This window comes from Chitinophaga sp. NPDC101104 (assembly GCF_050277495.1).
In the GTDB taxonomy this organism is placed as follows: domain Bacteria; phylum Bacteroidota; class Bacteroidia; order Chitinophagales; family Chitinophagaceae; genus Chitinophaga.
Map to the genome: position 1 here is coordinate 469,707 of NZ_JBNNSF010000001.1, position 25,092 is coordinate 494,798.

Sequence of the window (25,092 nt, forward strand, 5' to 3'; positions counted from 1 at the left end):
ATACAACAGTAATGAAGGACCAATTTGTAGTACCAGCAAGATTAAAAACGACCAGCTTCGTGCTTTTGGGCATTGGCTTGCTGACTTTGTTGATCGGAATATTTGCACTCAACGGCGAGCACGGGCCCACCCGTTTCTGGGCAGGCCTGTTGCAGAACAGCACCTTCTTCCTGATGGTGGTCCTGGCCAGCACCTTTTTCATCTGTGTGACCACACTCGCACACGGTGGCTGGCAAATGGCGTTCCGCCGCGTACCCGAAGCCATCTCCATGGCCGTGCCTGTGCTGAGCGTGATCGTGCTGGTAGTACTGGGCTTCCTCATCTTCGGTAACAAAGGCCACATTTACCACTGGCTGCATCCTCATGGCGACAAGGTACTGGAGTTCAAATCCCCGTTCCTCAACGCCGGTTTCGTATCGACCATGACGGTGATCACCCTGGCCCTCTGGAGCCTGCTTACGGTGAAACTGCGCCGCATGTCGCTCGCGGAAGACAAGATGTTGCTGGACCAGGACGGCCGTAAGGCACTGATCTGGAAAGGTACCGTATGGTGCGGCCTCTTCGCCGTGGTATACGCGCTGAGCATGGGCTCCACCACGCCGTGGATCTGGCTCATGAGCATCGACGCACACTGGTTCTCCACCATGTACAGCTGGTACACTTTCGCCAGCACCTGGGTTTCCGGCCTGTCGCTCATCGCACTGTTCGTAGTGTACCTGAAGAGCAAAGGTTACCTGGAAATGGTGAACGAAGAGCACCTGCACGACCTTGGCAAGTTCATGTTCGCGTTCAGCGTATTCTGGACATACCTCTGGTTCTCCCAGTATATGCTCATCTGGTATGCGAACATGCCCGAGGAAACCATTTACTTCAAGCCGCGCGTATGGGGTGAGTTCAGGCCCGTATTCTTCCTGAACCTCATCATCAACTTCATCTGCCCGCTGCTGATCCTGATGAAACGGAATTCCAAACGTAACTATACACTGGTGGCTTTCATGGGTGGACTGATCATCTTCGGTCACTGGCTCGACTTCTTCCAGATGGTAATGCCGGCAACTGTGAAGCACCTGTACTTCCCCTGGTACGAACTGGGCCTGGGACTGGGCTTCGTAGGGCTGATCATTTACCTGACGGCGCAGCAGCTGGCCAAAGCGCCGCTGACGGCGAAGAACCATCCTTACCTGAAAGAAAGTATCGTGCACCACACCTGATGCGTGGCGTAATGGTAATACAAACAACGTTTAGCATTAGATAACTTAATTATTATTCAATAGCAATGTCAGGATATTTAGCAGTTATAGTAGTTGTTCTCATATTCGTCGTGATCTTCCAGATCGCGAAAGCAAGCGAATATGTGTCCATTCTGAAAGGTGAAAAGAAAGCGCGCGAGCAGTCTAACCGTATCAACGGTTTCCTGATGATCGTTTTCCTGGTGCTGGGCCTGATCGGCGTATGGTGGTGCCATGATTTGCTGGAAGGCCGCATGCTGGCCGAACCGGCTTCCGATCATGGTGTGGGAGTGGACAGCCTTATCAAGGTAACTTTCATCATCACGATGATCGTGTTCGTACTGACGCAGATCGCCCTGTTCGTTTTCGCCTGGAAATACCAGGAGAAAGACGGCCGTAAAGCACTGTTCTTTCCGCATAACAACAAACTGGAAGTGATCTGGACGGTAATCCCGGCCATCGTGCTCACGGTGCTGGTTGCCTTCGGTATCCGCCACTGGCTGAAAATGACTTCCGATGCGCCGAAAGGGGCTATGGTGGTGGAAGTGACCGGCAAGCAGTTTAACTGGATCATCCGTTACCCCGGTAAGGATGGACAGCTCGGCCGCCGCAACTTCAAGCTCACGAACGAATCCAACAATCCTGTGGGTCAGGATTGGGCCGATAAACTGAATACAGACGATATCATCGCTCCGGAACTGCACGTTGTGGTAGGTAAACCGGTGAAGCTGATCATCGGTTCCCGCGATGTGGTGCACGACGTAGGTCTGCCTCACTTCCGTCTGAAAATGGACGCCGTTCCGGGTATCCCGACCACCCTGTGGTTTACCCCGACGATCACTACGGCAGAGTACCGCAAGCGTACCGGCAACCCGGACTTTGTGTACGAACTGGCCTGCGATCAGATGTGCGGCAGCGGTCACTATTCCATGAAAGCCAACATCATCGTGGAAACACAGGAAGAATATGACGCATGGTTAGCTAAACAGGTAACGCAGTATTCGGTAGCGCATCCCGCCCCCGAAACGCCCGCGGCACCTGCAGCGCCCGCCGATTCTACGAAAGCCGTAGCGGCGCTTGGTAAATAATCAATCGCAGAGAAAGAGATACTAGAAGCGTAAAAAATTTAAGGAAATAGCCGGCGAGCCCGCCCCGTTTACCGGCTGATCATAAACAGAACTTATTATGAGTAACGAAGCAACATTGCACAGTCAGGATTTACATCATCACGGCCACGCAGCGGACCATGGGCATGGTAATGGCCATGACGGGCATGATCACCACCATGAAGAGACCTTCATCTCGAAGTACGTTTTCAGCATGGACCACAAGATGATCGCGAAGCAATTCCTGATCACGGGTATCATCTGGGCCATCATTGGTGCGTTCTTTTCCGTATTGTTCCGTCTGCAGCTGGGTTACCCGGACGCTACGTTCCCCTGGCTGGAAAGCATTCTCGGCCATTGGGCCGAGGGCGGCCGTATCACTGCCGAGGCGTACTACGCCCTGGTAACGATGCACGGTACCATCCTCGTGTTCTTCGTATTGACCGCCGGTCTTTCCGGTACCTTCTCCAACCTGCTCATTCCCCTGCAGGTAGGTGCACGCGACATGGCTTCCCCTTTCATGAACATGCTGAGCTACTGGTTCTTCTTCCTGGCGAGCGTGATCATGATGTCGTCCCTGTTCGTGCAGACCGGCCCCGCTTCCGGCGGCTGGACTTCCTACCCTCCGTTGAGCGCCCTGGGCGACGCATCGATCGGTTCCAAGATCGGTATGGACCTCTGGCTGGTGTCTATGGCAATATTCGTAGTGTCTTCCCTGCTGGGTAGCCTGAACTATATCTCGACCATCCTGAACATGCGTACCAAAGGTATGAGCATGACCAAGATGCCGCTGACGATCTGGGGCTTCTTCTTCACCGCCGTTCTGGGCGTGCTGTCGTTCCCCGTGCTGCTCTCCGGTTTCGTACTGTTGCTGTTCGATCGCCATGGCGGTACCAGCTTCTACCTTTCCGAGCTGTTCGTTGCGGGTAAAGTACTGCCGAACGAAGGTGGTTCTGCGATCCTCTACCAGCACTTGTTCTGGTTCCTGGGCCACCCTGAAGTATACATCATTATCCTCCCTGCGATGGGTATGGTATCTGAGATCCTCGCGGTGAATTCCCGCAAGCCGATCTTCGGTTACCTGGCGATGGTGGGCTCCATGTTCGCGATCACGATCCTGGCGTTCCTCGTATGGGCGCACCACATGTTCGTGACCGGTCTGAACCCCTTCCTCGGCGCGTTCTTCGTACTGTTGACGCTGCTGATCGCGGTACCTTCGGCCATTAAAGTATTTAACTGGATCACGACGATCTGGCGCGGTAACATCCGCTTCACGCCGGCGTCGCTGTTCTCCATCGGTTTCGTGAGCACCTTCATCTCCGGTGGTCTGACAGGTATCTGGCTGGGTAACTCCGCTATCGACATCCACCTGCACGATACTTACTTCGTAATCGCGCACTTCCACATCGTAATGGGTGTATCCGCATTCTTCGGTATGTTCGCCGGTATTTACCACTGGTTCCCGAAAATGTACGGCCGCTATATGAACCAAACCCTCGGTTTCATCCACTTCTGGATCACCCTGGTTGGTGCTTACCTGATCTTCTGGCCCATGCACTACGAAGGTATGGCAGGCATGCCCCGCCGTTACTTCGACTATAGCAACTGGGCTTCCTTCAACAGTTTCAACGGGTTGAACATGTTCATCTCCTTCGTGGTGATCATCGTGTTCGCTACGCAACTGCTCTTCGTATTCAACTTCTTCTACAGCATCTTCAAGGGCCGCAAGCTGACCACGCCTAACCCGTGGAACGCTACCACCCTGGAATGGACCACCCCGATCAACCCCGGCCACGGCAACTGGCCCGGCGAGATCCCGGAAGTTCACCGCTGGGCATACGATTACAGCAAGGACGGAAAAGATTTCATCCCGCAAACGGTTCCGGTATCTCCCGACGAGTCCGGACACTAAAGATGCCGGCAGGGGCATCCCTGCCGCAGCAGGATGGTGGAACAGAAACAGTGTAGTTTATTATGTTGCAAGAAAATTCCATAAAGTTGTCTTTATCATACGCCATTGCAAGCAGGGTGAAGGATTACTTCATGATGATGAAGTTTACGCTGACCTTCATGGTAGTTTTCGCCTGCGTGGTCGCCTATTTGCTGGTGCCTGGCGTGGAATTCAGTTTGATTAAAGTTCTTTTGTTATTTGCCGGCGGCATCCTGGTATCAGGCTCCGCCAATATCATCAACCAGATCCTGGAACGGGAGACGGACAAACTGATGGCGCGCACGGCTGTAAGGCCGCTGCCCGGCGGCAGGGTGACCGTTGCCGAGGCCTGGCTGCTTTGCGTGCTCACGGGCGCTGCAGGCGTTGCCATCCTGGGGTTTTCGTTCAACTGGCTGGCCGCTGGATTGAGTTTCTTTTCCCTGTTGTTGTACGGTTTCGTATACACACCCTGGAAGAAATGGAACTCGCTGGCGGTACTGGTAGGCGCTGTGCCCGGGGCTTTGCCGATGCTGATCGGCTGGGCGGCGGGAGACAATGCCCTGTCAATCGGCGGTTGGTCGCTCTTCGCGATCCAGTTCCTCTGGCAGTTTCCGCACTTCTGGGCGATCGCCTGGGTAGCGCACAAGGATTACACGCGTGCAGGTTTCCGCCTGATGCCCCGTGAAGACGGGCCGGGCAAGATGATCGCCCTGCAGGCGGCGATGTGGACCCTGCTGCTGATACCCGCTGGCATTGCACCGTACCTGCTGGGGCTCACGGGCTACATCTCCGCGATCGTAGCCATCCTCATCGGCGGCTGGTACCTGTGGAAGGCCATCGAGCTGTACCGTAAGGCAGACGTTCCTTCGGCACGGAAACTGATGTTCGGTTCGTATATTTACCTGGCAGTGATATTGCTGGCATTGTTGTTCGATAAAGTAAAACTGTGAGGAGATGATTACAATGAACGCACCTAAAAACAAGATACACCCGCATAAGTATTCTATGTGGATCGCGATGGCCAGCATCACCATGATGTTCATCGGGTTCACGAGCGCTTACGTGGTAAAACGCTCGCAGGCCAACTGGCTCAGTTTCAACCTGCCGGCGATCTTTTACGTGTCTACCGTACTGATCCTGCTGAGCAGCGGCACCATTTACCTGGCCGGCCGCCAGTTCAAAGCGCGCAACATGGGCGCTTACAAACAGCTCATCACGCTCACGGCACTGCTCGGCGTAGCATTCGCCGTTTGCCAGTTCATCGGCTTCGCGGACATGAAGAACCACGGCCTGGCGCTCGACAGCACCGTTTCGGCCTCCTTCATCTACGTGATCGTTGGCACGCACGTGCTGCACGTGCTCGGCGGTGTAGCGGTGCTCCTGGTGATGTTCTTCCGGGCCTTCAGGACCCGGGTGCGCACCTACAGCACCGTGCCCATCGAAGTAGCATCCACCTACTGGCATTTCGTGGACGCCCTCTGGATTTACCTGCTGGTATTTTTCAGCCTGGCCAGATAAAAAGAATAGAAAAAAAGATACTGTTTAGAACCAATAAAATTCACAATTCGTACAATGGATAACGCAGTAACAGCGAAGAAAAAATGGTGGAGCGGAGGGTCTTCTCCCTTCAACGTGAGCTATGGCAAACTGATGATGTGGTATTTCCTCATTTCCGATGCCTTCACGTTTGGCGCATTGCTGATCGCTTACGGCACGCAACGTTTCATGGCTGAAGCCTGGCCTGATCCCAACGTCGTGTTCCACTCATTCCCCTTCATGGGCCATGCGGATATGCCGCTGGTATTCGTGAGCTTGATGACCTTCATCCTGATCATGTCGTCCGTTACCATGGTACTGGCTGTGAATGCGGGCCATTATATGGACAGGAAAGCCGTGGTGAAATGGCTCTCCCTCACCATCATCGGTGGTATCATGTTCCTTAGCTGCCAGGCCTGGGAATGGATGCACCTGCACGAAGTTGGCGCCTGGTGGGGCAGCAACCCCTTCCCGAACGCAGACGGAACGGCGGCTATTTCCACCAACTTCACCGACTTCTTCTTCACCATCACCGGCTTCCACGGCCTCCACGTAACCTCGGGCGTTGTCCTCAACATCATCGTCCTGATCAACGTGCTGAAAGGTACCTACGAGCACCGCGGCCATTACGAAATGGTAGAGAAAGTGGGCCTGTACTGGCACTTTGTAGACCTGGTTTGGGTATTCGTATTCACCTGCTTCTACCTGCTGTAATCAGCCCGAAGTTTATTGACTGATCGTATTTTTGTAAAGAGAAAAGAAATTTAGATATGGCGCATACGCATAACGCAGCCGAGAGGCAAGCTTCCATCAAGAAAATCTGGAAAACGTTCTGGATCCTCCTGATCATCACCATGGTGGAAGTAGGATTTGCATTCCTGCATCTTGAGACCGGCTTCCCCGACAGAATCTGGCTGAACGCCCTCTTCATCATCCTGACCGTATTCAAGGCGTATTATATCGTTTCCGAGTTCATGCACCTTGGTCATGAAATCAAGAACCTGGTATGGACCGTTCTCATGCCGCTGACATTGTTCATCTGGTTCATCATCGCCTTCCTCGCGGACGGCGACAGCTGGAAACACATGCGCAGAAACGCCCCCAGCGCTCCGGTCCCCGCCGAAAAAGTGGCCCCGGCGCACGGTGGTGGCAACCATCACTAATTACGATTCGTAATTCGATACTCCCGGAAAATGTAAAAGTGATGCCGTAATACAGCAACGCTTTTACATTTTTCGCTTTTATAAACACCTAAATCTTACGGTTATCAACAGGAAAGCAATACTCGGCGTAGCACTGGCCATCCTCGTACCCCTCACGGGTTACCTGATCGTGGACCACTACGGCAAGAATGTAGTGGAAGTGCCGCCGTTTCTCATCGCAGAAAGGGTAGACACCATCGTGAAAGACGGACAAACATCCTACGATACCGTCTTCCACCAGGTCAAAAATTTCACCCTCACCAATCAGCTCGGCGAAAACGTGAACCTGGAACAGCTCAAAGGAAAAGTGCTCGTCGTGAGCTTCTTCTTCACCAGCTGCCCCACCGTTTGCCCCACCCTTATGAAGAACCTCAAGCGGGTGCAGGACTCCTACGCCAAAAACGATACGCTCCTGCAGATCATCTCCCTTTCGGTAGACCCCGTGCGCGACTCGGTGCCCACGCTCAAGCATTATGCAGACAGCCGTAACATCGACCCCCGCAACTGGTGGCTCCTCACCGGCGATAAAAAAGAGATCTACGACCTCGCCCGCCACGAATTCTTCGTGAATGCCGTTCAGGGCGATGGCGGGCCGGATGATTTCATCCACGCCGAAAAATTCGTGCTGATCGATAAAGACCGCTTCATCCGCGGGTATTACAATGGGATGGACACCGTTTCCGTCCGCAAAATGGTGAACGATATCGCCGTATTGCATATCGCCAAAGACAAAAAGAGGCCCGGCCTCCTGAAGCGCCTGTTCTCTTCCGGCAACTAAAACTTCTCAGTGAACATGAAGAACAAGAATCTCAATATCATCATCACCATCATTTCTATCGTCATCCCCGTGGCGGTGGCCATTTTGTTCGTGCTCCCGCAGCCGAACGTGCAGGTAGGGTTCGACGTAAAGGTGATGCCCTTCTTCCACGCCGTCCTCAATTCCGCCACGGCGGTGTTGCTGCTGGCGAGCCTCTTTTTTATCAAGAACGGCCGGAAAACGGCCCACAAATGGGCGAACCTCACCGCTGTGGGCCTGTCTGTAATATTCCTCCTTTCCTACGTCACCTATCACTTCCTCACCGAATCCACCAAATTCGGCGATATGGACCACAATGGGGTGGTAGACGCGGCGGAGATCACCGCGATAGGCGGCGTGCGGTATGTGTACTACTTCCTGCTGCTCACCCACATCGTGCTGGCAGTGGTGATCGTTCCGCTGGTGCTGTTCACCTTGCTGAGAGGGTTCCAGTCCGACTGGCCGAAACATCGCCGCATAGCGCGGATCACCTGGCCGATCTGGTTTTACGTGGCCATTACAGGTGTGGTGGTGTACATGATGATTTCGCCGTATTACGCCTGAGCCTGACATAAATCAGGCCCAGGCGCATTAAAAATGCCTAATTTCGGAGCGTGAAAAAGATATTCTACCTGATGATGACGGTAGCCATGCTGCTGCCAGCCGGCCAATTGATGGCGCAATGTTCCCTCTGCACGAAAACCGCGCAGCAGTTGGGTGAAGGGCCTGCCAAAGGCCTGAACAACGGTATCTTGATGCTGGCCGCCGCGCCGCTGGCGCTGGGCTTGTTCCTGGGCATCCGCTGGTGGAGGAGCCAGCGGGCGCAATAAAGCGCGCCCCTAAATGGCTGGTTTCCTGAATTCCGGGCAATCTACCCGCAGATCCGCCGCCTTCAGAATGGCATTCACGAGGTGGCAATAATGTAATTTCCCTTTCTTTTCGTAAAATCTGCAGTTGTAGCACATCCGCTGCGGCGTGATGATGAGGTTACGGTTGAGATCCTGTATAAGGCCCAGCAACTGTTCCAGCATGCCCGCCTGTTTTTCGGCCGACATATCTTCCACCGATTCCTGCATCGGTTCCGCAAACCGCTCTACCCGGCGGGCAACCGTTTTGCCTTCGCGGGTCAAATGCAGCGTATGGCTGCGGCTGTCTTCTTTATCTTCTTTCCTTTTGACAAAGCCTTTGGATTCGATGGTCTTGATCGCATCGCTGATCGTTGCCTTCGTCATATTGAAATGCGCGGCGAGATGGGTGACGGTCTTCAGCTTTTCCGGGTAATGAAGGAGATAGGTCAGGATTTGGACCTGAATTGGACTGATCCCGTACTGTTTCGCTTCCTGCCAAAGCAATACACGGAAAGCTTCTGAGAGTCTTTCCAGTGCGGCGACCACTTTACTGGCGGTATTGGTGGCCTGGTGCTCCGGGTTGAAGGTGGATTCCTTTCGCATGGTGTTGTTTGTAACGCAGTAGTTTTGCTTGTTCCTAATTGTTTCTTCTAACGGGTTTGCACGGGGGGCGTAATGTACGAAAGATTTAGACCGTGAATATCACACTTTCATGGTGATTCACAGGCTTTTTGATAAACGGAGTGAGGCAAACAAAATTGTGTAATACGCCCAGGCCTGGGGTATTTCGTGCCGCACCCGCCGCGATCTCCCCTCAGCAAAATTGCATCTGCTTAATTTGATATATCTATCTGGTTGAAAAAAAACTTACCCGAAGCCGTGGTGGCTCATTCTACAACATATTTCCCTGGAAATTTTTTCTGACCTCCTGCACGATGGCCGTTGTAACGTGTGTGTGATGCGTCGCTAATTTACAACCTATTCATCAGCAATTCACGACAAAAAAAGAGGCCCGGAGGCCTCTTTGATCAATGTGCGTCGGATACGAATTTCAACCCGATGATGGAGCCGATCAGCATGACGAGGAACACCAGCCGCATCGCGGTGGCCGGCTCCTTGAAGAACAGCATCCCCGCAATGGCCGTTCCTGCGGCGCCGATGCCCGTCCACACTGCGTATGCGGTACCGATCGGCAAGCCGCCGTTGATCGCTTTGTTGAGCAGGAAAAAGCTCAGCGAAATACAAATCACGAAAGAAACCGAAGGCCAGAGCTTCGAAAAATTCTCTGAATACTTCAGCGAAATGGTAAAGCCGATCTCGAACAGACCGCCCAGCACAAGAAATAACCAAGCCATAACAAAAGCTTTTGTTTTAGATGATCAGAAATATGTCGAAAATGTTGATGAGAAAGGGTTGCGCGCAGGATCAGCCGCCGTAGTTGAATACGGCGTAAGTGAAGAAAAGACGGAAAACTCTCGTTTGGGTAAACATCTCTGCGCTTACGTTGATTGCCGCAAAGATAGGATTTTTTCAGCTATAGCGGCGAACGATGCGGTAGATGTTGAACCCCGGCTCGTCCATCTGCGCGCGGATCTCCGCCAGCAAGGCCTGCCTGTCCACCTCCCGCATTCTCTTATACTGGATAAGTTGCCAAGCCTTTTCAGCGAGCAGCAATGATTTGCGGCCGGCATTGTCATGAATGTGATCGCGATGGGCATCGAGCGCTTTCATGAGCTCGCCGACCCCTTCGTCCCGCAACGCCACCGTTTTGATCACAGGCGTTTCCCAGCCGGCCGTTGCGCGCGAATGCGCCAGCAGCCGCAGGTTGCGGACGAACTCGTCGGCCTTCGGTCGGTCTGCCTTGTTCACCGCGAAAATCGCCGCGATCTCCATGAGCCCGGCTTTCATGGTCTGGATCTCGTCTCCCGCTTCGGGCACCACCACCACCACGGTCGTATCCGCGATACCGGCGATCTCCACTTCGCTCTGTCCCACGCCCACCGTTTCGATGAACAGGTAATCGAACCCCGCGGCCTTGATGATGTCCGCCACTTCGAGGATCTTCGGGCTGAGGCCGCCCAAAGCGCCCCGGCTCGCCATAGACCGGATGTATACGTCGGGGTCGGAAAAGTGGTTGGCCATGCGGATGCGATCGCCGAGCAATGCGCCGAAGTTGAAGGGCGACGAAGGGTCTACCGCGATGACGGCTACACGCTGCCCGCGGCGGAGGATGGCGGAAATGAGGGCGTTCACCAGCGTGCTTTTACCGGCGCCGGGAGGCCCCGTGATGCCGACCACGCGGGTGCCTGCGCGCGCCGGGAGCGACTCCAGCAGCTGTTCGTATCCCGGGGCTTCGTTCTCCACCAGGGAGATGCTCCGGGCCAGGGCCCTCAGGTCTCCCGAAAGGAGCCGGTCAAGTAACGCAGACATGCAACAAATGTATAGATGTTTTTTCTTTTCGGGAAGATGCCTCCTTTTCTTTCCTCCCATCCGCCGGAGGCGGACCGCCATTATTTTTCGTTCAAAATTCGTAACTTAAAACAACGAAGAACCTACGCGCGAACATGACGAACTTCATACCCATATTTCCCCTCGGCATAGTCGTTTATCCCGGCGAGATGCTCAACCTGCATATTTTTGAACCGCGGTACAAACAGCTGGCGGAAGAATGCATCCGCGAAGGCAAACCCTTCGGCATCCCCGCGGTGATCGACCAGAAAGTGAACGAGTACGGTACGCTCGTGGAAATTTCGCGGGTGGAAAAAACGTACGACAACGGCGAGATGGACGTGCGGACCCGCGGCATCAAGGTGTTCCGCATCCTCGAGATCATCCGCGAAGTGCCCGAAAAACTGTATGCCGGCGCCATCGTCAATTACCCCGACAATCACGACCGTACGAGCGATACGCTCCGCGAGCAGGTGCTGGCGGCGGTGCGCGAGCTGCACCATATCCTGCAGGTCTCGAAGCAGTTCCCGGTAGAAGACCACCGGTTGCGGGCATACGACATCGCGCACCATGCGGGGCTTTCGCTGGAAGAAGAATACGAAATGCTCCATCTTTTCCAGGAAATGCAGCGCCTGGAGTACCTCAAACGCCACCTCAACAAGGTGATTCCCCTCATGACGGAGATGGAGCGGCTCAAAGACCGGGTGAAACTGAACGGTCACTTCCGGAATTTATCCGTAGATAATTTTTAACTTGGCGCCATGATCGGCCCGATTTTTTGTTTCGACCTGGGCAATACCCGGTTGAAGTGTGGCATTATGCAAGGCGGAGAACTGCAGGAAGAGCGGTTTTTCAGCGAAGAAACGTTACTGCCGGAAGTAGAGAAGCTGCTGAAGGAACGGCGCCCCCGCGCGGCGGTGCTGTCGTCGGTGATCGAACATCCGCCGGCGCTGGAATCGCTGCTGCAAAGCGGAACGCGCTTCATCCGCCTGCGCTGCGATACGCCGATGCCCGTCCGGATCGTGTACGAAAAGCCCGAAACCCTGGGCGTAGACCGGATCGCGCTGGCCGCAGGGGCCTGGGAAATGTTTCCCGGCCAGCATAATCTCGTGATCGGTACCGGATCGGCCATCACCTACAATTTCATCAACAAACACGGCGAATTCCTGGGAGGGGGCATCAGCCCGGGGATCGACATGCGGTTCCGCGCCCTGCACGCTTTTACGGATAAATTGCCGCTCGTTCCCGCCGAAGCGCATTATAGTTTTATTGGATATAATACCCGTCAAAATATCCTCAGCGGAGTGCTGGAAGGCGCACTGGCGGAGGTAGACGGCATGATTTCGCTGTATGCCGCCAGGTACGGGAACTTTAACGCGCTTTTAACAGGGGGGAATTTGGAATTTTTTGCTTCCCGCCTTAAAAATAAGATATTTGCAAGCCCGTATTTAATGTATAAAGGTTTAAATTCAATCGCTGAACTCAATGTATTGGACAAAAGCTAGCTTCTTTTGCCTGTTAGGCGTAGCAGTGCTATCGGCAAAAAATGCTGACGCCCAGGATAATTCACCGTACTCCCGATTCGGCCTTGGCGAGATTTCGCGTTCCGAGAACGCAGTCAACCTCGGCATGGGAGGCGTGGCACAGGCATATGGCGATGCCCAGTCCATCAACTTCGTCAATCCCGCCAGTTACTCCCGCCTGCAGCTCGTAACGTTCGACGTGGGCGTTCACGGCGGCGCCCGCCGGCTCACTTCGAGAGACGCGGCGTCCAGCGCCGGGTACGGAACATTGAGCTACCTCCAGCTGGGCATGCCGCTCGGCCCGAAGTGGGGCCTCAACCTCGGGATCCGCCCCCTCACCAAAGTTGCCTACAACATTGGCGTTCCGGAAGACCGAACTTTCTTCGACACGCTGAAAGTAGCTTCCGTTAACCAGTTCGAAGGCAGCGGCGGCATTTACCAGGCTTATGTAGGCTCCGGTATCGGTTTCGGCGGATTCAGCGTAGGTGTGAACGTAGGTTACATCTTCGGGAACGTCACCAACAGCACCAAAGTCCTCTTCCCCTCTAACGTAGACGATCCGCAAAGCTCCATCGTTCCGTCCAGGGACATGAAGCGTACCAGCTACGGTTCCTTCTTCTACACACTGGGCCTCCAGCAAAACATCAAGCTCGGGAAAGACCTGAACCTCCAGTTCGGCGTCAGCGGCAACCTCGAACAGAAACTTTCCGCCAAACGCGAACGCCTCCAGGAAACCCTCCTGTACGACGCTTCGTCCCAGGAATACGATACCCGCGACACCGTGAAGTACACCAGCGGCGACCGTGGCGATATCATCTATCCCCAGTCCATCGGCGGCGGCATCATGCTGTCCAAAACCGATAAATTCTCCTTCGGTATCGATTACACGACTTCCAAATGGAGCAATTTCAGGAACTACGGCGCGATAGATTCCACGCAAGACAGCTGGCGCATGGCCTTCGGCGGTCAGTTCGTCCCCAATGCTCAATCTTTCTCCGGATACTGGAACAAAGTAACGTATCGCCTCGGCGGTTACTTCGGTAAAGACAACGTGAAACTGGCAGGAATGGACATGAACACCCTCGGGTTCTCCATCGGCGCAGGTTTCCCGGTAAGAAGGATCATGCCCGCCATGAACCAGTTCACGATGATCAACGCCGCTTTCGAAGTGGGCTCCCGCGGAAACGTGGACCAGCTCCGCGAAACGTCGTACCGCCTGACCATCGGCTTCACCCTCAGCGACCGCTGGTTCCTCAAAGCCAAATACGACTAACCGCTTGAAACGCTTACTCGCATACGGAGCCCTCGCGATCATGGCCTTCAGCGGCTGCGAAAACGATATGAACGCCGTTGCCGCCTTCGATACCAAGAAACTCGGCGTTGAGCAGGCGTTCGACGTAGAAACCATCCTCAGCCAGTCGGCCACCGTTAAAGGCGTGCTCACCAGCAAATACATGGAACGCTACGTGACGCACCCCCCACACACCGATTTCCCGAAAGGATTGCAGGTAATATTCTACGACAGCGTAGGCAGGAAAGAAAGCATCCTGACGGCTAATTTCGGACGGCTGGACGAAGGGACGAACGACATCTATCTCCGCGATTCCGTGGTATTCATCAGTCTCACCACCGCACAGCGGCTCGATTGTAAAGACCTCCGCTTCGATTCCAAAACGGCGATGTTCATGACAGACCGTTTCTGCCGCATCTCCACCATCACCGATACGATCTATGCAAGCGGCATCCGTGCTACGCAAGACCTGTCGCGCACGGAGTTCCTGAAAGCGAACGGGACGTTCGTTCCGCAAGACAGCTCCTTCATCCTCGAATAAACGAAGTTTCGAAAGATACCATAACAAAAGAACCCGGTCAGGCGACCGGGTTCTTTTGCTTTAACCTAATTGTTTGTTTGTGTACGATCTGGAAAGATCAAACGCTATTTTTAACCTAAAATTTCCTGCGCCTATTGATCCAACAACCATGCCAAAGTATTATTTTAACCCCTTCAAGCAAACCGTTAAAATCTTTCAATATGGAATACAGAAGACTAGGCAAATCCGGCCTCCAGATCAGCGCACTGTCTTTCGGCAGCTGGGTTACTTTCCACGGCCAGGTAGACGATTCGGCCAGCGACCGCCTCATGGGGCTGGCGTACGATAACGGCATCAACTTCTTCGACAATGCAGAGGTGTATGCCCTCGGCGAATCCGAAAAGATGATGGGCCGTGTGTTGAAGAGCAAGAACTGGGACCGGACATCGATCATCGTGTCGAGCAAGGCGTTTTTCGGCTGGCGCGGGGCCAATAACAAGCCTAACCAGACCGGCCTGAGCCGCAAGCACCTCATGGAAGCCTGCCACGAAGCCCTGCAGCGCATGCAGCTCGATTACCTCGATCTGTACTACTGCCACCGGCCAGACCGGAACGTGCCCATCGAGGAAGTGGTGTGGACGATGACCAACCTCATCCAGCAGGGGAAAATCCTGTATTGGGGCACTTCCGAGTGGACGGCCGCCGAGATCATGGAAGCGCACATGGTGGCGCGCCAGTATAACCTCATCGCGCCGGTGGTGGAGCAGCCGGAATACAACCTGTTCCGCCGCGAAAAGATCGAGCTGGAGTATCTGCCGGTTTTCAGCGGTGTGGGACTGGGGACGACGATCTTTAGTCCGCTGGCGTCGGGGATCCTGACCGGGAAATATAACAACGGGGTGCCCGAGGGCTCCCGGCTGAGCCTGGAGGGCTACGAGTGGCTGCGGAACCGCAACCTGCTGGAGGCGAACATCGCCAAGGTGGTGAAGCTGGAAAAGGTGGCTAAGGAGCTGGGTACCAGCCTGGCAACGTTCGCCGTGGCCTGGACGATCCGCAACCCGAACGTGTCGAGCACCATCCTGGGAGCTACGAAAGAGGCGCAATTGACCGAAACCCTCAAGGCGATCGATGTATATCAGCAACTTACGCCCGAAATCATGAAGGAAATCGACGCCATCATGGAAAATGCACCGATGGCCATCAGGCATTAATGGGTGATCGGGAGTGCGTTAAATTGATGTTAATAGACATTATTTCTATACGTTCACGAGGCAAAATCTTGCGTTTACCAAATGCCGTATCCTGCAATGTGGGACTCCAGTATATTTGTATTGGTTTTTCATAGGATATGGTTAAAAATATTGTGGGCGGTATTCTTACCGCCCAATTTTTTTTGATTTCGCCCCAAAGCCGTTAACTTCCCTTTTTTAGTCATTCAACCCGTTCTTCAAATTTCAAATCATGGAAACCATCACCTGGAATGATTTCGAAAAGGTGCATATACATGTAGGCACCGTCCTCTCCGCAAAAGTTTTCGAAAAAGCGCGCAATCCCGCTTACCAGCTCGAAGTCGACTTTGGCCCTGTGATCGGGGTCCGCAAATCCTCCGCCCAGATTACCGTGCTTTACCAGCCAGATGAACTTGTCGGGAAACAAGTGGTGGCCGTCGTGAATTTCCCCGTGAAACAAATCGCCAATTTCTTCTCGGAATGCCTCGTGCTGGGCGTTGTAGGCGATGGGAAGGAAATCGTGCTGCTGCAGCCAGACCGCCCTGTCAAGAATGGCCACAGGATTGCATAGTAATGAAAATATTAATATGAGAAAATTAATAATATGATAAGAAAAAGACGGTTTTTCGCGCTTCACGAACTAAAACCATGCGTTCACGGAAATGAACTTGCGATGGTAAAGAACCGCCTTATCTTTGACTTAGGTTTTTCATAGGATATGGTTAAAATTATTACAAGGGCGGTATTCTTACCGCCTTTTTTCTTTTCCCCACGCGCCATTCCGGGCAAATTCGCCGTTATAACATCATATATAAATAATCACTGATTGATATTTGCATAGTATACGCTGGTTGTACGATGCAGGGGGTTTTCGCTCACTGCTCTCATCGTTCAGGGGGATTTTCTATACGTTTACTGGAAAAAATATAGCGTTCGCTAGTTTGCAGATGGGAGTTGTTTCTAAATTATGGAAATTTGTAACAGGTTTTTCAATAAAGATATGGTTAAAATTTTTCGGGGCTGTATTCTTGCAGCCCTGTTTTTTTGCCCCTACCTCAACGGAACCTTCTTCCTTCTACACTTTCCCACTATTTGATTTTGAACGCCAGCTTACGGATAAACAGCCGTGGTTGTCCCGTTTCATCGCCTATAAAGAAAAATGGCCGTCCCGGTAAAGGACGGCCATTTTTCGTGCGTTTATCGCCCGCGCATCAATTCGTGCCCTTGAAAAAATCAGGCAGCGGCTTCTGCAGCAGGTTCTGGTAATAGAAACGGTAGTTTTCGTTGCGGGAATGCGTCGCTTTCGGCCCGCCCCAGCCATGACGCTCGCCAGGGTACACCATAAACTCGAAATGCTTCCCGAGGTCTTCGAACTTATCCACCAGCTGGACCGAGTTCTGCAAATGCACGTTATCGTCCATCGTACCATGCACCACCCGCAGCAAGCCTTTGTACTTCTCTGCATGGGTCATTACAGAAGTTATCTTGTAGCCTTCTTTATTGTCTTTCGGAAGGTCCATATACCGCTCGGTATAGTGGCTGTCATACAGCTGCCAGTCGGTAACGCTGAAATTCGCGATACCGTGGGTGAACACGTCTGCCCCATAGGTCAGCGCCATACAGGTCATATACCCGCCGAAGCTGCCGCCGGTAATGCCCATACGGGAAGCGTCCACACCGGGCTGGGTGGCCAGCCAGCGGGCGGCGTCCATATAATCTTCGATTTCGTATTTGCCGAGCTGGCGGTGGATGTAGTTCATGCCCACTTTGCCGAGGTGCCCCGCCGCGCGGTTGTCTATCACCACCTGGATGAGCCCTTCCTGCGCAAACCATTGTCCCGGCATATTGGGCCGGTAGGTATCATAGATCGTTCCAGCGTCCGGACCGCCGTAAATGGAGATCAGCACGGGATATTTTTTACCGGGCTCCATATTGAAGGGCCAGATAATGGTGATGGGCAGTTCCAGGCCATCGCGGGTTTTGTAGGTTTTCAGCTCGGTGGGTGCGAGTTTGTAGCTGTCGTACGTTGCTCCGCGGGCGTTCCCCAGTTCGCGGGCTACCTTGCCTTTGTCGGACACGAGGGCCATCCGCGGAGGGGTGTTCAGGTTGCTGTAGGTAGTCACGAACCAGTCGCCCTCGGGCGCCAGCTTCACATCGTGGCTGAACTCGCCGAAAGTGAGGCGCCGGGGCGTTCCGCCTTTCAGATCGGCTTTGTAAAGGTCGTACCGGGTAGTAGCTTCTTTCCGGGCCGTAAAGTAAATGGCGCCTTTCTTTTCGTTGATCTGCAGCAGGTCTTTCACCCGCCAGTTACCGGAAGTCAGCTGTTTGTTCAGGCTGCCGTCCATGTTATGCAGGTAAAGGTGGTCCCAGCCGGAGCGGTCGCTTTTCACGATGAAACCTTTGCTGTTGGCCAGGAAATAAATATCGGTAAACCAGTCGATCCAGGTTTTCTGCTGTTCCTGGTACACCACTTTCTTGGCCCCGGTCTGGGAGTCGATGGCGTAGAGGAAGAGCTGGTTCTGTTCGCGGGGCATCCACTGGGCCCAGAGGGTGCTGCCGTCGGGCGTCCAGAAGGGCTGGCCGAAATACTGGTCGTCTTTCTCGTTGAAATCGGCCCAGGTGATGTTGCCGCCGGTTACGGGAACGATGGCGAGGCGAACTTCCGGGTTGGGATCGCCGGCTTTGGGATAGCGGGTGTTCTCCAGGTAGCCGTGCTGGCCTTTTTCGCTGTAGATGGGGAACACGGGCACGCGGGAATCGTCGAACCGCATGAACGCGATCTTCCGGCTGTCAGGGCTCCACCAGAAAGCGCGGTAGCGCGACGGGCGGCCGAGGATCTCTTCATAATACACCCAGGAAGCCCAGCCGTTGTAGATCACGTCAGACCCGTCGGTAGTGTATTGTATTTCTTTCTGCGTGGCCACTTCGATGGCGAACAGGTTGTTGTTGCGCGTGAAGGCGACGTATTTTTCGTCGGGCGAAAGGGTGGGGTTCTTTTCTTCCGCTTCGGTGGTGGTGAGGCGGATGGGCGCGCTGCCGTCCGGCCGCTGGAGGTAGATGTCGTTTTCCTTCACGCTCACGGTGCTGCCGGTGGCGGGTGGCGGCGTGTAAGGCGTTGCGGTGCCGGATTTCACGTCAACAGCTACCTGCTTGCCATTGCGCATTTCGATGTAATGCGCTTTATCGGCCCAGCCTCTTACGCCGGGCAGCGGTTCGGTGATGGAAACGGGTTTGGTGAAGATCTGGTCGAAACTTAACGTTTTTTTCTCCTGGGCGAAAGTTGGCAAAGCGGCCATGATGCACAGGCCGGCTGTCCATGCCGGAATGGACTTATGCATATTTCTCATAATTTTTGACAGGTTCAAATCCGGAATTCCCGGAGTGGAGCGAAAATAAAGATCAATTATCAATTATGACAATCAATTATACCGGCGGTTTACAGAAAACGACCGGTCATGCGGCAGAACCGCGCGTCCGTGAAACGGAGCTGCAGTGGCGTGGGCCTGGCGCGTACCTTACCGTATGGTTTTTCATAGGATATGGTCGTCAGGCAACGGGCCGGTTATGTCTACAGCTGGCCCAGTTGCCTGATATGGTCCCGGATATTGCCGATGACGATGGATGCGGCGATGAAGCCCAGGTCTTTGAGGATGTTGACGGGCGCGGCAAAATCTCCGCGAACGAGTGAAGGGAGGTGGATGACGAGGATGAAGATGAAAAGCATGAGCGCCAGGAAGTAACAGGCGGCTTTCGCCCATTTGTTGAGGATGATGGCGAAACCGGCGAGGATCATGGCGGCCCCGGTGAAATAGATCCAGAAAACGCCTCCGGGAATGCGGGCCACCAGCGGACTGAGGGCTTTTGCATTGACGAGATGGGCGATGCCGAAGAAAATCCAGACAAGCGCGAATACGACTACGGCTACGAACGTGGGTATATGGATACGCATGAGCAAAGGGTTTACAACTTAACGATGCCGCCCGGCTTTTGTTCAACGAACGCACCTGCTGACATCCTTTTCCCGCTTTGGGGGGATTTCCACGATAAAAAAGAGCCCGGCACCACAGGTGCCGGGCTCGCTATTGAAAATCATTCCGTTATTCTGCGGATTGCACCTTTTCCGGCCGCATCTGCGGGAAGAACAGCACGTCCTGGATGGAAGGCTGGTTGGTCATGAGCATCGTCAAACGGTCGATGCCGATACCGATCCCGGAAGTGGGGGGCATGCCGTATTCGAGGGCGCGGAGGAAGTCGTAGTCGATGTACATGGCTTCATCGTCTCCACGTTCCATGAGGGCTACCTGGTCTTCGAAACGCTGCCGCTGATCGATGGGGTCGTTGAGCTCGGAGTAGGCGTTGGCGATTTCCTTGCCGTTGCAGATCAGTTCGAAACGCTCTACCACGCCTGCTTTGCTGCGGTGGCGCTTGGTCAGGGGGCTCATTTCGACGGGGTAATCGGTGATGAAAGTGGGCTGCACGTAATGGTGCTCGCATTTCTCGCCGAAGATTTCGTCGATCAGTTTGCCCTTGCCGTGGTTGGGATCGGCGTGGATGCCGAGTTGTTTGCAAACCTCGCGGATGCCGGCCTCGTCCATTTCAGAAACGTCGAAACCGGTGTGCTGGCGGATGGCTTCGTAGATGGGAACGCGGGGATAGGGGGCTTTGAAGTCGATGTCCCGCTCACCCACGGTTACTTTCGTAGTGCCGTTCACGTTCGTGGCTACTTTTTCGAGCAGTTGCTCGGTGGTGTCCATCATCCAGTTATAATCCTTGTACGCGGCGTACATTTCCATTACGGTGAATTCGGGATTGTGGGTACGGTCCATCCCTTCGTTCCGGAAATCTTTCGCGAATTCGTACACGCCTTCGAAGCCGCCTACGATGAGCCTTTTCAGGTACAGTTCATTAGCGATGCGGAGGTACAGCGGCATATCGAGCGCATTGTGGTGCGTGATGAAGGGGCGCGCGGCGGCTCCGCCGGGGATGGCTTGCAGGATGGGCGTTTCCACCTCCAGGTACCCCATGGCATTGTAGAAATCCCGGATCGTCTGCATCAGGCGGGTACGCTTGATGAAAACTTCCTTCACGTCAGGATTGATCACCAGGTCGGCATAACGCTGACGATACTTGAACTCGGGATCGGTCACCTCGTCGAACGCTTCCCCGTCTTTCACTTTCACCACCGGCAGCGGGCGGAGCGCCTTCGCCAGGATGGTGAGCTCTTTCACATGCACGGAGGTTTCGCCGGTTTTGGTCACGAAAGCGTAGCCTTTCACGCCGATGAAATCACCGATATCGGTCAGTTTCTTCCAAACGGTGTCGTAAAGGGTTTTATCTTCTCCGGGACAAATATCGTCCCGCTTTATATACAGTTGGATCCTACCCTTGCTGTCTTGCAGTACGGCGAAGTTCGCCTTGCCCATGTCGCGGGTGCTCATAATACGGCCAGCCAGGCAAACTTCCTGGTATTGGTCTTTCGTTTCTTCCGAATAACCGGCCTTGATATCTGTGGAATACGCGTTCACCGGGTATTCCGCGGCGGGATACGGGTCGATCCCCAGATTTTGCAGCTCTTTCAGCTTGTCGCGGCGGATAATCTCCTGTTCCGAAAGCTGTTGTTGGGTAGTTACGCTCATTGTCGTGATTAGTACTGTTTTGTGGGGGACAACGATCCCCCGGCATTACGAGACGGCAAAAATAATCGATTTCGGCCGCATTTGCGGCATCCCTTCCCAACGGCCCCGCATGGTGTGTTTTTATAATTTATTTATGATTTCATGTCAGCGATTGGTGCGGTTATTGCGTACCTTTAAACCAGACAAAACTGACCCGGCATGAAAACCATCATCGTACCAACGGACTTTTCGGAAACGGCTTACAATGCGGCCAGATACGCCATCGGCCTCGCCGGCCAGACGGGCGCCACCCGCATCGTGCTCTACCACGCCTACGAACTGATCGTCCCCATTCCGGACCTCCCCACCGCCGTGCCCATCGTCAATATGGACGACCTCCGGGAATCCAGCATGGAAGGGCTCCGCAACATGCAGACCCAGCTCAGACCGATGGTCCCGGCCAATATCACCCTCGATATCCGCGCAGATAATCACCTCCTCGCCGCCAATATCGACCAGGTTTGCCGCGAAGAACTGGCAGACGTAGTCGTAATGGGCATCACCGGCGGCAGCCAGCTGGAAGAAATCCTCGTCGGCTCCAACACTGTCGACGTCGTGAAAACCTCCGCCTACCCCGTGATCGTGGTACCCACGGAATCTGCCTTCAAACCCATAAAAAAAGTCGTGTTCGCCTGCGATCTCCGCAAAGTGGCCAAAACCACCCGCCGCGAGCCGCTCCTCCGCTTCCTCGATATCTTCAAACCCGAACTGCATGTCGTGAACATCCAGAAAGAAGGCCGCGAGCACATCCGCCCGGAAGAAAACCAGGAACTGGACAACATGCTGCACGACTACAATCCGCAATATCATTTCATCGACCGGCCCAACGTGCCGGAGGCCGTTACGGATTTCGCGCAGGGGCTGCAGGCCGACCTGCTGCTCATCATCCCGAAAAAGCACGGCCTGTTCGACAGCATCTTCAAACGCAGCAATACTTCGCGGATCGCGTTCCAGACGCATGTTCCGCTTTTGTCTATCCATGAATAGCACCCTGTACAAAACAACAGCATCATGTTAAAACGTACCATCCTTATCGCGGCGGGCGCCCTCGTCCTCCACACCACGGCCAATGCCCAGATCCTCAAGAAAGTGGGCAACGTCCTCAATTCCGGCAGCACGGCTACCACAGGTAGCAACGTAACTGAAAACGAAGCCGCCGGCGGCATCAAGGAAGCACTGGAAAAAGGCGTCCTCAAAGGCATCGGCCTCCTCAACAAACAAGACGGTTTCTTCGGGAACCAGCTCTACAAAGTGCTCCTCCCGCCCGACGCGCTGAAAGCCGAAAAAGCGCTCCGCAGCATCGGAATGGGCAGCCTGGTCGACAAAGCGATCCTCCAGATCAACCGCTCGGCCGAAAACGCCGTAGGCTTCGCCGCCCCCATCTTCGTGAACGCCATCAAGCAAATGACCATCACCGATGCGCTGAAACTCGTTACCGGCGGACAAAACTCCGCTACCAACTTCTTCAAGGAGAAAACGACCGCCAGCCTCATCGCCGCATTTTCACCCGTGATCGATTCGGCGCTGAACCAGACCATGGCCACCAAATATTATGGCGATATCGTCACCAAATACAATAGCCTCCCCACTTCCTTCACCAAACTCGATCCCGATCTGAAAGGATATGTGACCAACAAGGCGGTCAGCGCCCTGTTCGACCAGATCGGCAAGGAAGAGGCCGCGATCCGCAACAATCCTGCGGCCCGCACTTCCGAGCTGCTGAAGAAAGTGTTCGGCGGTAAATCTTAAATCACGGATTTGTTGATAAAGAAAAGCGGTCCCGGTAATGCCGGGACCGCTTTTTATTTGTGGAGATCCTTTGTCAGTGCAGGTTTCCTGCGAGCAGCACCTGCCAGGCTTCGGTTACCTTGCGGGAATCGAGGAGCTGTTTGGCGTAGCGGTGCAGTTCTTTTTCCATTTCTTCGGGATTGATGGAAAAATACTGGATGATGTTGGTGAGGTGCTCGTCGGCAAAAGCGGGGTCTACCGGCGGGAGGGTTTCCACGTTGCCCAGTTGCCCGAGATTATTGCCGGTGAGGATGTGGCTGTTGCGGATGGCGGGCGGCAGCGCATCTACGCCGATACCCAGTTGGGTATTGGGTTTGGCTACTTCGAACACCGCCGTTCCGGAGGCGCGGCAATAATAATCGGCCCCCATGCGCGCCACGAGGTCGATCTTCTGCGGATCGATTTTTCCGGAAGTGTCGAGAATGTTTTCGTTGACGTGGAGGAGAACGGGCTCGCAGATAACGAGGTTGCCCGCGCCGCCACCGGTGCCGGTCTCGATGATGTCTCTCACTTTACATTCCATCTGGACGGGGCTTTCCGCCACGCGGAAAGGTTTCACTTTTTCGGAAGGCAGCGGTGTGAAGCCGGCTTTCACGAACTCGTCCGTTCCTCGGGGATATTCGCAGCTGGAAAGCGAGGTTTGCTGGACCATGGCATAGCTCACGACATTGATCACCACTTCGCGGGTGGCGTAAATGTTTTCCAGGGTGTGCTTGACGGTGTTGTCGCGCACGCGGCGGGAAGGTGAGAACACGAGGGTGGGCGGGTTGGAGCCGAATACGTTGAAGAAGCTGAATGGGCTTAAGTTCGGCTGCCCGTCTGCATCCACCGTGCTGGCGAAGCAAATGGGGCGCGGCGCCACCGCACCCAGGAGGTACGCGTGCAATACGGAGGTTTTGACTTCCGAGGGATCTACTCTCATGCCGTGCGGTTAAATATTTTTCTTTAAAGACAGGATGGAAAATTCCGTTTCTTCCGCCACGATGGTGTTCGTCAAAATACCCAATCCATCGATTTCCATTTCTACCACATCGCCGGGTTGCAGCCATTGTTCGGGGTAGTTGGGATCATTGAGCTTGCCGGTGCCGTTGAGCTCCAGGAAGCAGCCTGTGCCCACGGTGCCGCTGCCGATCACGTCCCCTGGAAGGATATCCGCCCCGTACGCGCAACGCTCGATGATCTCGGCGAACGTCCAGTCCATATCGCCCATATTGCCTTCGCTCACCTGCACGCCGTTTACGCGGCAGCGCATGCCGAGGTTGAAGTTGTTGCCGGTATGGCCGTTTTTGGCGGGGATGAGATAGGGGGCCAGCTCATCGGGCGTAACGAGCATGGGGCCGATGACGGTACTGAAATCCTTGCCCTTGGCGGGCCCGAGATTGAGCTTCATTTCTTCCATCTGCAGGGTGCGGGCGCTCATGTCGTTCATGATCATGTACCCGCCGATGTAATCGTCGGCCTCCGCGGCGGTAATGTTGCGGCCGCGCTTACAGATCACGACGGCAGCTTCCAGCTCGAAATCGAGTTTGTCGAAATGGTCGGGCATGCAGAAAATATCGCCGGGGCCCTGGATGGCGTTATGATTGGTGAAATAGAAGATGGGATATTGATCGAACTCGGGGATCATGTCTACCTTCCGGTTCCTCCGCGCCGCGGCCACATGCTGGCGGAACGCGTACCCGTCGCGGCAACTGGTCGGGAAAGGCACCGGCGCCAGGAGCTGCACGCCGGCAAACGGCACGCCGTGAACGTTGGAGCGGGGGGAATGACCTTCCTTCAGCCGGGCGTCTATCGCCTTGGCGAGGTCGATCACCTCTTCCCACATCTGCAAAAACATATGCATCGTGGAAGGCAATTCGGGATGGAGGTCCTGCATATTGTACAGGGTGCCGTTAACGAGCATGGCCAGCTGGTCAACGTCTTCCCGTACATAGGTAACGAGTTTCATGAAATACGTTTTGGTGTTCTGCC

26 protein-coding genes are annotated in these 25,092 nt (G+C 54.3%); 18 read left to right on the plus strand and 8 right to left on the minus strand.

Annotated features, from left to right (window positions below; genetic code table 11):
* Positions 1–11 precede the first annotated feature (11 nt).
* The 10 genes from ACQKLP_RS02000 to ACQKLP_RS02045 all read left to right on the plus strand — a co-directional run bounded on the left by ACQKLP_RS02000 (position 12) and on the right by ACQKLP_RS02045 (position 8,629).
* Complete coding sequence (locus tag ACQKLP_RS02000) at positions 12–1,211, plus strand: quinol:cytochrome C oxidoreductase (RefSeq protein WP_427319561.1); 1,200 nt, start codon at positions 12–14, stop codon at positions 1,209–1,211.
* A gap of 65 nt (positions 1,212–1,276) precedes the next feature.
* Positions 1,277–2,317 carry a cytochrome c oxidase subunit II gene (locus ACQKLP_RS02005; protein ID WP_427319563.1) on the plus strand — a complete coding sequence of 347 codons (1,041 nt, stop codon included), beginning with the start codon at positions 1,277–1,279 and terminating at the stop codon, positions 2,315–2,317.
* A 97-nt stretch (positions 2,318–2,414) separates the two neighbouring features.
* Complete coding sequence (locus ACQKLP_RS02010) at positions 2,415–4,247, plus strand: cytochrome c oxidase subunit I (RefSeq protein ID WP_427319565.1); 1,833 nt, start codon at positions 2,415–2,417, stop codon at positions 4,245–4,247.
* Positions 4,248–4,333: 86 nt separating this feature from the next.
* The gene (gene cyoE, locus ACQKLP_RS02015) at positions 4,334–5,215 is read left to right on the plus strand and encodes a heme o synthase (protein WP_427319567.1); all 882 of its coding nucleotides are present in this window, start codon (positions 4,334–4,336) and stop codon (positions 5,213–5,215) included.
* A 4-nt stretch (positions 5,216–5,219) separates the two neighbouring features.
* Positions 5,220–5,783 (plus strand): cytochrome c oxidase subunit 3, encoded by a 564-nt coding sequence (locus ACQKLP_RS02020; protein ID WP_126245825.1) that lies wholly within the window; start codon positions 5,220–5,222, stop codon positions 5,781–5,783.
* 54 nt (positions 5,784–5,837) lie between these two features.
* Positions 5,838–6,515 carry a cytochrome c oxidase subunit 3 gene (locus tag ACQKLP_RS02025; RefSeq protein WP_341842388.1) on the plus strand — a complete coding sequence of 226 codons (678 nt, stop codon included), beginning with the start codon at positions 5,838–5,840 and terminating at the stop codon, positions 6,513–6,515.
* Positions 6,516–6,571: 56 nt separating this feature from the next.
* Entirely contained in the window at positions 6,572–6,964 is a 393-nt protein-coding gene (locus ACQKLP_RS02030) for a cytochrome C oxidase subunit IV family protein (RefSeq protein ID WP_427319570.1), read from the plus strand.
* A gap of 169 nt (positions 6,965–7,133) precedes the next feature.
* Positions 7,134–7,781, plus strand: a complete 648-nt coding sequence (locus tag ACQKLP_RS02035) for an SCO family protein (protein WP_427319572.1) — start codon at positions 7,134–7,136, stop codon at positions 7,779–7,781.
* Positions 7,782–7,796: 15 nt separating this feature from the next.
* Positions 7,797–8,363 (plus strand): DUF420 domain-containing protein, encoded by a 567-nt coding sequence (locus ACQKLP_RS02040; protein ID WP_427319574.1) that lies wholly within the window; start codon positions 7,797–7,799, stop codon positions 8,361–8,363.
* A gap of 50 nt (positions 8,364–8,413) precedes the next feature.
* Positions 8,414–8,629, plus strand: a complete 216-nt coding sequence (locus tag ACQKLP_RS02045; protein WP_427319576.1) for a hypothetical protein — start codon at positions 8,414–8,416, stop codon at positions 8,627–8,629.
* A 9-nt stretch (positions 8,630–8,638) separates the two neighbouring features.
* Here ACQKLP_RS02045 and ACQKLP_RS02050 read toward each other — a convergent pair whose 3' ends face one another.
* The 3 genes from ACQKLP_RS02050 to meaB all read right to left on the minus strand — a co-directional run bounded on the left by ACQKLP_RS02050 (position 8,639) and on the right by meaB (position 11,077).
* Positions 8,639–9,250 carry a MarR family winged helix-turn-helix transcriptional regulator gene (locus ACQKLP_RS02050; RefSeq protein WP_427319578.1) on the minus strand — a complete coding sequence of 204 codons (612 nt, stop codon included), beginning with the start codon at positions 9,248–9,250 and terminating at the stop codon, positions 8,639–8,641.
* Between the two features lie 425 nt (positions 9,251–9,675).
* On the minus strand, positions 9,676–10,002 hold the full coding sequence (locus tag ACQKLP_RS02055) for a DMT family transporter (RefSeq protein WP_427319580.1): 327 nt from the start codon (positions 10,000–10,002) through the stop codon (positions 9,676–9,678).
* A gap of 175 nt (positions 10,003–10,177) precedes the next feature.
* Entirely contained in the window at positions 10,178–11,077 is a 900-nt protein-coding gene (meaB, locus tag ACQKLP_RS02060; RefSeq protein ID WP_427319582.1) for a methylmalonyl Co-A mutase-associated GTPase MeaB, read from the minus strand.
* 134 nt (positions 11,078–11,211) lie between these two features.
* Between meaB and ACQKLP_RS02065 the strand changes: the two genes are divergently transcribed.
* The 6 genes from ACQKLP_RS02065 (at position 11,212) to ACQKLP_RS02090 (ending at position 16,229) form a co-directional block, all read left to right on the plus strand.
* The gene (locus ACQKLP_RS02065; protein WP_427319584.1) at positions 11,212–11,847 is read left to right on the plus strand and encodes an LON peptidase substrate-binding domain-containing protein; all 636 of its coding nucleotides are present in this window, start codon (positions 11,212–11,214) and stop codon (positions 11,845–11,847) included.
* A 9-nt stretch (positions 11,848–11,856) separates the two neighbouring features.
* Positions 11,857–12,600, plus strand: a complete 744-nt coding sequence (locus ACQKLP_RS02070; protein ID WP_427319586.1) for a type III pantothenate kinase — start codon at positions 11,857–11,859, stop codon at positions 12,598–12,600.
* A 133-nt stretch (positions 12,601–12,733) separates the two neighbouring features.
* The gene (locus ACQKLP_RS02075) at positions 12,734–13,891 is read left to right on the plus strand and encodes a hypothetical protein (RefSeq protein WP_427319588.1); all 1,158 of its coding nucleotides are present in this window, start codon (positions 12,734–12,736) and stop codon (positions 13,889–13,891) included.
* A 4-nt stretch (positions 13,892–13,895) separates the two neighbouring features.
* The gene (lptC, locus tag ACQKLP_RS02080) at positions 13,896–14,450 is read left to right on the plus strand and encodes an LPS export ABC transporter periplasmic protein LptC (RefSeq protein WP_427319590.1); all 555 of its coding nucleotides are present in this window, start codon (positions 13,896–13,898) and stop codon (positions 14,448–14,450) included.
* Positions 14,451–14,650: 200 nt separating this feature from the next.
* Positions 14,651–15,640, plus strand: coding sequence for a potassium channel beta subunit family protein (locus ACQKLP_RS02085; RefSeq protein ID WP_427319592.1), 990 nt, complete (start codon positions 14,651–14,653; stop codon positions 15,638–15,640).
* 250 nt (positions 15,641–15,890) lie between these two features.
* Entirely contained in the window at positions 15,891–16,229 is a 339-nt protein-coding gene (locus tag ACQKLP_RS02090) for a tRNA-binding protein (protein ID WP_427319594.1), read from the plus strand.
* Positions 16,230–16,869: 640 nt separating this feature from the next.
* Here ACQKLP_RS02090 and ACQKLP_RS02095 read toward each other — a convergent pair.
* The 3 genes from ACQKLP_RS02095 to lysS all read right to left on the minus strand — a co-directional run bounded on the left by ACQKLP_RS02095 (position 16,870) and on the right by lysS (position 21,294).
* On the minus strand, positions 16,870–18,996 hold the full coding sequence (locus tag ACQKLP_RS02095; RefSeq protein ID WP_427319596.1) for a S9 family peptidase: 2,127 nt from the start codon (positions 18,994–18,996) through the stop codon (positions 16,870–16,872).
* Positions 18,997–19,226: 230 nt separating this feature from the next.
* Entirely contained in the window at positions 19,227–19,607 is a 381-nt protein-coding gene (locus tag ACQKLP_RS02100; protein WP_427319598.1) for a hypothetical protein, read from the minus strand.
* Between the two features lie 148 nt (positions 19,608–19,755).
* Positions 19,756–21,294 (minus strand): lysine--tRNA ligase, encoded by a 1,539-nt coding sequence (gene lysS, locus ACQKLP_RS02105; protein ID WP_427319600.1) that lies wholly within the window; start codon positions 21,292–21,294, stop codon positions 19,756–19,758.
* A gap of 198 nt (positions 21,295–21,492) precedes the next feature.
* On the opposite strand from lysS, the gene ACQKLP_RS02110 reads away from it, so the two are divergent.
* Both ACQKLP_RS02110 and ACQKLP_RS02115 read left to right on the plus strand, forming a co-directional pair.
* Entirely contained in the window at positions 21,493–22,320 is an 828-nt protein-coding gene (locus ACQKLP_RS02110) for a universal stress protein (protein WP_427319602.1), read from the plus strand.
* 24 nt (positions 22,321–22,344) lie between these two features.
* Entirely contained in the window at positions 22,345–23,082 is a 738-nt protein-coding gene (locus ACQKLP_RS02115; protein WP_427319604.1) for a DUF4197 domain-containing protein, read from the plus strand.
* A 73-nt stretch (positions 23,083–23,155) separates the two neighbouring features.
* On the opposite strand, the gene ACQKLP_RS02120 is transcribed toward ACQKLP_RS02115, so the two are convergent.
* Complete coding sequence (locus ACQKLP_RS02120; RefSeq protein WP_427319606.1) at positions 23,156–24,043, minus strand: flavin reductase family protein; 888 nt, start codon at positions 24,041–24,043, stop codon at positions 23,156–23,158.
* Positions 24,044–24,052: 9 nt separating this feature from the next.
* A complete protein-coding gene (locus tag ACQKLP_RS02125; RefSeq protein ID WP_427319608.1) occupies positions 24,053–25,069 on the minus strand; it encodes a fumarylacetoacetate hydrolase family protein in 1,017 nt (338 codons plus the stop codon).
* Positions 25,070–25,092: the final 23 nt, after the last annotated feature.

Excerpts from the sequence above, each read along its gene's own strand:
- ACQKLP_RS02000 (WP_427319561.1), top strand. The coding sequence starts at position 12 with ATGAAGGACCAATTTGTAGTACCAGCAAGATTAAAAACGACCAGCTTC.
- ACQKLP_RS02005 (WP_427319563.1), top strand. The coding sequence starts at position 1,277 with ATGTCAGGATATTTAGCAGTTATAGTAGTTGTTCTCATATTCGTCGTG.
- ACQKLP_RS02010 (WP_427319565.1), top strand. The coding sequence starts at position 2,415 with ATGAGTAACGAAGCAACATTGCACAGTCAGGATTTACATCATCACGGC.
- ACQKLP_RS02020 (WP_126245825.1), top strand. The coding sequence starts at position 5,220 with ATGATTACAATGAACGCACCTAAAAACAAGATACACCCGCATAAGTAT.
- ACQKLP_RS02025 (WP_341842388.1), top strand. The coding sequence starts at position 5,838 with ATGGATAACGCAGTAACAGCGAAGAAAAAATGGTGGAGCGGAGGGTCT.
- ACQKLP_RS02030 (WP_427319570.1), top strand. The coding sequence starts at position 6,572 with ATGGCGCATACGCATAACGCAGCCGAGAGGCAAGCTTCCATCAAGAAA.
- ACQKLP_RS02040 (WP_427319574.1), top strand. The coding sequence starts at position 7,797 with ATGAAGAACAAGAATCTCAATATCATCATCACCATCATTTCTATCGTC.
- ACQKLP_RS02050 (WP_427319578.1), bottom strand. The coding sequence starts at position 9,250 with ATGCGAAAGGAATCCACCTTCAACCCGGAGCACCAGGCCACCAATACC.
- ACQKLP_RS02055 (WP_427319580.1), bottom strand. The coding sequence starts at position 10,002 with ATGGCTTGGTTATTTCTTGTGCTGGGCGGTCTGTTCGAGATCGGCTTT.
- meaB (WP_427319582.1), bottom strand. The coding sequence starts at position 11,077 with ATGTCTGCGTTACTTGACCGGCTCCTTTCGGGAGACCTGAGGGCCCTG.
- ACQKLP_RS02065 (WP_427319584.1), top strand. The coding sequence starts at position 11,212 with ATGACGAACTTCATACCCATATTTCCCCTCGGCATAGTCGTTTATCCC.
- ACQKLP_RS02070 (WP_427319586.1), top strand. The coding sequence starts at position 11,857 with ATGATCGGCCCGATTTTTTGTTTCGACCTGGGCAATACCCGGTTGAAG.
- ACQKLP_RS02085 (WP_427319592.1), top strand. The coding sequence starts at position 14,651 with ATGGAATACAGAAGACTAGGCAAATCCGGCCTCCAGATCAGCGCACTG.
- ACQKLP_RS02090 (WP_427319594.1), top strand. The coding sequence starts at position 15,891 with ATGGAAACCATCACCTGGAATGATTTCGAAAAGGTGCATATACATGTA.
- ACQKLP_RS02095 (WP_427319596.1), bottom strand. The coding sequence starts at position 18,996 with ATGCATAAGTCCATTCCGGCATGGACAGCCGGCCTGTGCATCATGGCC.
- ACQKLP_RS02100 (WP_427319598.1), bottom strand. The coding sequence starts at position 19,607 with ATGCGTATCCATATACCCACGTTCGTAGCCGTAGTCGTATTCGCGCTT.
- lysS (WP_427319600.1), bottom strand. The coding sequence starts at position 21,294 with ATGAGCGTAACTACCCAACAACAGCTTTCGGAACAGGAGATTATCCGC.
- ACQKLP_RS02110 (WP_427319602.1), top strand. The coding sequence starts at position 21,493 with ATGAAAACCATCATCGTACCAACGGACTTTTCGGAAACGGCTTACAAT.
- ACQKLP_RS02115 (WP_427319604.1), top strand. The coding sequence starts at position 22,345 with ATGTTAAAACGTACCATCCTTATCGCGGCGGGCGCCCTCGTCCTCCAC.
- ACQKLP_RS02120 (WP_427319606.1), bottom strand. The coding sequence starts at position 24,043 with ATGAGAGTAGATCCCTCGGAAGTCAAAACCTCCGTATTGCACGCGTAC.
- ACQKLP_RS02125 (WP_427319608.1), bottom strand. The coding sequence starts at position 25,069 with ATGAAACTCGTTACCTATGTACGGGAAGACGTTGACCAGCTGGCCATG.